This is a genomic window from Cellulosimicrobium cellulans, assembly GCF_001722485.1.
GTDB lineage: Bacteria > Actinomycetota > Actinomycetes > Actinomycetales > Cellulomonadaceae > Cellulosimicrobium > Cellulosimicrobium cellulans_A.
In genome coordinates, this window is record NZ_LWGL01000205.1 from 1 (window position 1) to 4,944 (window position 4,944).

A 4,944-nucleotide genomic window follows, 5' to 3' on the forward strand; every position below is an offset into this window, starting at 1 on the left:
ACGTCGCCCGTGCCGGGGCCGCGGCCGGGCTCTCGGCGGCAGGCGTCGCCGGGGCGGGAGCGGGGGTGGGCGCCGGGGTCGCGGCCCCCAGCGGCTCGCCGCAGACGTCGCAGTAGTCGGTCGCCTGCGAGGTGTGCCCGTTGGGGCAGACGACGGGGCTCACCGGCGCACCCGCGTCGTCTTCGTCGAGGCGGTGTCGAGCGCCATCTCGTCGAGCTTGTCCGTGTTGCGCTTGAGCCGCACGGTGCCCTGCTCCTCGCTGTCGACGTCGACGACCTTGCGCAGCCGCGTCGTCGCCTCGGCGTTCCCGGTCTGCTGCGCGAGCTGGACGGCGCGCCCGAGCTTGACGGTCGCCGTCGCCTCGTCACCGGCGGCCTTCGCCGCGAGGCCCTCCTGGATCGCGGCCGCGAGCTCGGTCTGGCCCGTGTAGTGCGCGACCTCCGGGTTGATGCGCGTCGTGAGCGACTCGTCGTCGGACCAGCGGGCCTTGACCAGCCCGGAGGCGACCACCTCCCCGCCCACCGCGAGCTGCACGCGCGCCGCGAGCTGCTCGGAGCCGACCGGCTTCGACGCGACCCGCACGGCGACGTGGTAGTCGCGCGACTCGTCGCCCCACGACCCGGTGGGGTAGGCGCCCGTGAGCGGGTTGACCTCGGAGCGGCGCGTCGTGAGGTCCTCGACCGTCGGGGCGACCTGGCGCACGAACAGCACCTGGGCGCCCTGCGGCGCCCACACCCGCAGGTCCGCGGACGCGACACCGCGCGCCATCGACGCCTGCATGAGCGCCTCGAAGTCCGCGGCGATCTCGCTCGGGTCGGCGATGAGGTCGACCGTCCCGAGGAGGGCGGTCGCGATCTCGCGCAGCTCGTCGACCTGCCAGCGCGACCCGACGCCGCGCGCGTCGCACTGGAAGTGGCCCGTCACGTCGCGCACCGCGGCCGACAGGTTGGCCCGCGGCTCGGACTCGTTCTTGCCGTCGGTGAGAAGGATCGCGTGCCGCTGCGTCGCGTGGGGCACCGTCTCGAAGAGCTGGTCCGCGAGGCGCAGCCACGTGCTCATCGCCGTGCCGCCGCCCGGCGTCATCATCGAGATCGCGCGCTTGGCCTCGGCGCGCGCGCCCGGCTCCATCTGGACCATCGCCATGCGCGCGTTGGGGTAGGGGAACGCGCGGTTCGCGACGTGGCTGCCACCGACGATGGCGAACCACGTCCCGTCGAGGATCTGGTCCACGGCCACCTGCGCCGCGTGCTTCGCCGCCTCGATGTTGCGCCCGGACATCGACCCGGACGTGTCGACCATGATGATCTCCGCCACCCCGCCCGTGGCGCCGCCGCCGGCCGTCCCGGCGCCCGTGCACGACACGGTGACGATCGCGTGGACGTCCGTCGCGCCGTCGGACAGGAACTCGTTCTGGTAGACCTCGGCGGAGAACTCGGCCATGGGGGCTCCTTCGGTGGTGCGGTGTGCGGGCAGGCTATCGGGTCGGCGGGTGCGGTTCGAGCGCCTCGACGCGGGCGAGGGCGACCGTGATGTTGTCGCGCCCGCCCTGCGCGTTCGCCCAGCGCACGAGCGCGGACGCGAGCGCCGCCGGGTCGCGCCCGGTCGTCGTCTCGGTGCCGCGCACGAGCGCGGCGAGGTCGCCCGCGGGGGAGCAGTAGTTCCACAGCCCGTCCGAGCAGACGAGCACCCAGCCGGGGCCGTCGGGCAGCGTCGCGGCCGTGCGGGCCGTCGGGTCCGGGGCGTCGGGGCCGAGCCAGCGCGTGATCGCGTGCGCCTGCGGGCTCGTCTCGGCCTGCGCGCGGGGCACGCCCTGCGCGATCATCTCCTGCGCCCACGAGTCGTCGACGCTGAGCTGGTGGGCGTCGCCCTCGTCGGGCAGCCAGTACGCGCGCGAGTCGCCCACCCAGCCGGTCACGACGAGCGGGCCGTCGACCACGGCCGCCGCGAACGTGCACGACGGCGGGTTCTCGTGGTGACCCGCCGGGCCGGCGGCGACGCGGACGGCCTCGTTCGCCGCCACGACCGCGTCGCAGGTGCTCGCCAGCTCGGCGCGCCCGTCGGACGACGGAGCCCGCGTCGACATCACGCTCAACCTGCGCTCGGAGGAGCCCGTCGACACGCTGACGGCCTACTACGCCGAGACGCTCGGCGCGGCGGGCTTCACGGTCTCGCCCGCAGCCGTGCCGAGCGCGCTGACGTCCCTGACGACCTTCGTGCGCGCCGCGGCGCCCGACGCGCCCGCGGAGTCGGTCGCCGTCGGGGTCCTCGACGACGAGGAGCAGCGGCTCGTCACGATCAGCGGCCAGGTCGCCGCGGGCTGACCCGCGTCGCATAGGCTGCCCCCGTGCCGAACGGGACCACCGCCTCCTCCAGCCCGTCGACCGGCCCCGCCCCGGTCCCCGCCGAGAGCGCCGCGTCGCTCGTGGACCGCGAGGGAGTGCGCGCCGGTGTGGACGACGCGCTGCGGGTCGCGTGCGCCACGATGGCGGACGAGCTGACCGCGACCCACCCCGACGGCGCACCCCTCGCCCGAGCCACCGAGGAGCTGCTGGCCGGGGGCAAGCGTCTGCGCGCCGCGTTCTGCTACTGGTCCTGGCGTGCCCACGGCGGCGACCCGGAGGACCCGCGTCGCGACGTCGTGCTCCGCGCCGGCGCGGCGCTCGAGCTGTTCCAGGCGGCCGCGCTCTTCCACGACGACGTCATGGACGCGTCGGACACCCGGCGCGGGCGCCCCACGGCGCACCGCGCCTTCGCCGCGCTCCACCGCACCGCCGGCTGGTCGGGCGACGCGGACCGGTACGGCGAGAACGCGGCGATCCTGCTCGGCGACCTCGCGCTCATCGCGAGCCACCGCGAGCTCGGCGACGCGCTCGCCGGCGTCCCCGCCGACGTCGCGGCACGCGCGCGCGGCGTGTTCGGCCGGATGCAGACCGAGGTGACGGTGGGGCAGTACCTCGACGTCCACGCGCAGGTGCTGCCGTGGGGCGAGGACCTCGCCGCCGACGAGGCGCGGTCCCGAGCCGTCGTCCGGTCCAAGTCGGCGCGGTACTCCGTCGAGCACCCGATCGCGCTCGGCGCCGCCCTCGCGGGAGCGGACGACGCGGCCGTCGCCGCCACCGCCACGTTCGGCCTGCCGGTCGGCGAGGCGTTCCAGCTGCGCGACGACGTCCTCGGCGTCTTCGGCGACGCGCGCGTCACGGGCAAGCCCGCGGGCGACGACCTGCGCGAGGGCAAGCGCACGGTGCTCGTGGTGCGCGCGCTCGGCGCCGCGTCCCCCACGGAGCGGGACCTGCTGCGCTCGAGGCTCGGCGACGCGGACCTCGACGAGGCCACGGTCGAGCGCCTGCGCGAGGTGCTGGTCCGCACCGGCGCGCTCGCGTCCGTCGAGACGCTCATCGACGAGCTGACCTCGCGCGCCTTCGACGCCCTCGGCAGCGCGCAGCTCGCGGAGCCGGGCGCGACGATGCTCGGGATGCTCGCGCGCGCCGCCGTCGAGCGCGCCGCCTGACCGTTCGCCGCCGGTCGGACCTGGCCGTCAGGCCAGGGACTGCGCGACGCGCCGCACGTGGGCCTTGCGGCCCGACAGGAGCGCGTCGAGGGGCGCCTCGCCCAGCTCGTCGTCGCGCCGGAACAGCCACCCGACGATCTCTGCGTCGCTGAACCCGGCGTCGGTCAGCACGACAATCGTGCCCTGCAGGCTCGCGAGCACGCCGAGCCGGTTGTCGCCCGTCGGGCGCCCGGCGTTCGCCGGGTCGACGAGGTGGAGCGGCACGAGGAACCGCGCGGGCACCTGGAACGTCGACCGCTCGCCGCGGCGCACCCCGACGACGCGGCGCTCCTGGACGAGCCGGCGCGCCTTCCCGACGTCGGTCCCCAGCGCCTCCGCGAGGTCCGGGAGGGTGAGCCACTCGCCCACCAGGGCGTCCAGGTCCGCGGCGTCGTCCCCCGCGGCGGTCACGTCACGATCGTTCACCCCGACAGCCTACGGCGCTCCCGTGACCGACCCCGCGCACGTCGCGCGCGACCCGTCGCGCGGGCTCACGGGATCGCCACATCTCGCCGCCTAGACTTCGTCCGTGGCCACCGTGACGACCGATCCCCTCGTAGGCCGCCTGGTCGACGGGCGCTACGAGGTCGTGTCGCGCATCGCCCGCGGCGGGATGGCGACGGTGTACCGCGCGGTGGACCGGCGGCTCGACCGCGACGTCGCGCTCAAGGTCATGCACCCCCACCTCGCCGAGGGAGCAACGGGGGCCGACTTCGTCTCCCGGTTCCGGCGGGAGGCCCGGGCCGCGGCGCGGCTCACGCACCCCGGCCTCGTCGCGGTCTACGACCAGGGGCTCGACGGCGAGACGAGCTACCTGACGATGGAGTACGTCGCCGGGTCGAACCTGCGCCGCCTCCTCCTCGCGGAGGGCACGCTGTCCCTCGGGCGCACGCTCGACGTCCTCGCCGACGTCCTCGACGCGCTCGCCGCCGCGCACCGCGCGGGCCTGGTGCACCGCGACGTCAAGCCCGAGAACGTCCTCCTCGACACCGAGGGCCGGCTCAAGGTGACGGACTTCGGGCTCGCACGCGCCGTCAACGACGTCACGTCGACGACGACGGGGACGATCCTCGGGACCGTCGCCTATCTCTCCCCCGAGCTCATCGCGACCGGCGCGTGCGACGCGCGCACCGACGTGTACGCGGTCGGCATCCTCGCCTACGAGATGCTGCTGGGCTCGGTGCCGCACACCGGGTCGACGCCGATCCAGGTCGCCTTCCAGCACGTCAACAACGACGTCCCGCCCGCGTCCGACACCGCGGCGTGGATCCCGCCGGAGGTCGACGACCTCCTGTGCGCGCTCGCCGCGCGGGACCCCGCCGACCGCCCGGCCGACGCCGGGGCCGCCCTCGCCCTCGTGCGCTCGGTGCGGGCCGCGCTCGACCCCGCGGACCTCG

General features: G+C 75.8%; 6 protein-coding genes. 3 read left to right on the forward strand and 3 right to left on the reverse strand.

Features of this window, described 5'->3' with window-relative positions:
* Positions 1–159 precede the first annotated feature (159 nt).
* Positions 160–1,440, reverse strand: a complete 1,281-nt coding sequence (locus JZ5iCDA_RS15540; RefSeq protein WP_069387973.1) for a VWA domain-containing protein — start codon at positions 1,438–1,440, stop codon at positions 160–162.
* A gap of 34 nt (positions 1,441–1,474) precedes the next feature.
* Positions 1,475–2,020 (reverse strand): PP2C family protein-serine/threonine phosphatase, encoded by a 546-nt coding sequence (locus tag JZ5iCDA_RS15545; RefSeq protein ID WP_253182125.1) that lies wholly within the window; start codon positions 2,018–2,020, stop codon positions 1,475–1,477.
* A 13-nt stretch (positions 2,021–2,033) separates the two neighbouring features.
* Between JZ5iCDA_RS15545 and JZ5iCDA_RS15550 the strand changes: the two genes are divergently transcribed.
* Positions 2,034–2,321: a hypothetical protein gene (locus JZ5iCDA_RS15550; protein ID WP_069387974.1), complete on the forward strand. Its 288-nt coding sequence runs from the start codon at positions 2,034–2,036 to the stop codon at positions 2,319–2,321.
* 23 nt (positions 2,322–2,344) lie between these two features.
* Positions 2,345–3,508, forward strand: a complete 1,164-nt coding sequence (locus JZ5iCDA_RS15555; RefSeq protein ID WP_253182126.1) for a polyprenyl synthetase family protein — start codon at positions 2,345–2,347, stop codon at positions 3,506–3,508.
* Between the two features lie 27 nt (positions 3,509–3,535).
* Here JZ5iCDA_RS15555 and JZ5iCDA_RS15560 read toward each other — a convergent pair whose 3' ends face one another.
* The gene (locus JZ5iCDA_RS15560; protein WP_069387975.1) at positions 3,536–3,973 is read right to left on the reverse strand and encodes an Rv2175c family DNA-binding protein; all 438 of its coding nucleotides are present in this window, start codon (positions 3,971–3,973) and stop codon (positions 3,536–3,538) included.
* A 103-nt stretch (positions 3,974–4,076) separates the two neighbouring features.
* On the opposite strand from JZ5iCDA_RS15560, the gene JZ5iCDA_RS15565 reads away from it, so the two are divergent.
* Positions 4,077–4,944, forward strand: an 868-nt coding sequence (locus JZ5iCDA_RS15565; RefSeq protein WP_139123154.1) for a protein kinase domain-containing protein, incomplete at its 3' end; no start/stop codon positions are given.

What these genes read in the sequence shown, in the direction of transcription:
- JZ5iCDA_RS15540 (WP_069387973.1), bottom strand. Translation starts at nt 1,440, where the DNA reads ATGGCCGAGTTCTCCGCCGAGGTCTACCAGAACGAGTTCCTGTCCGAC.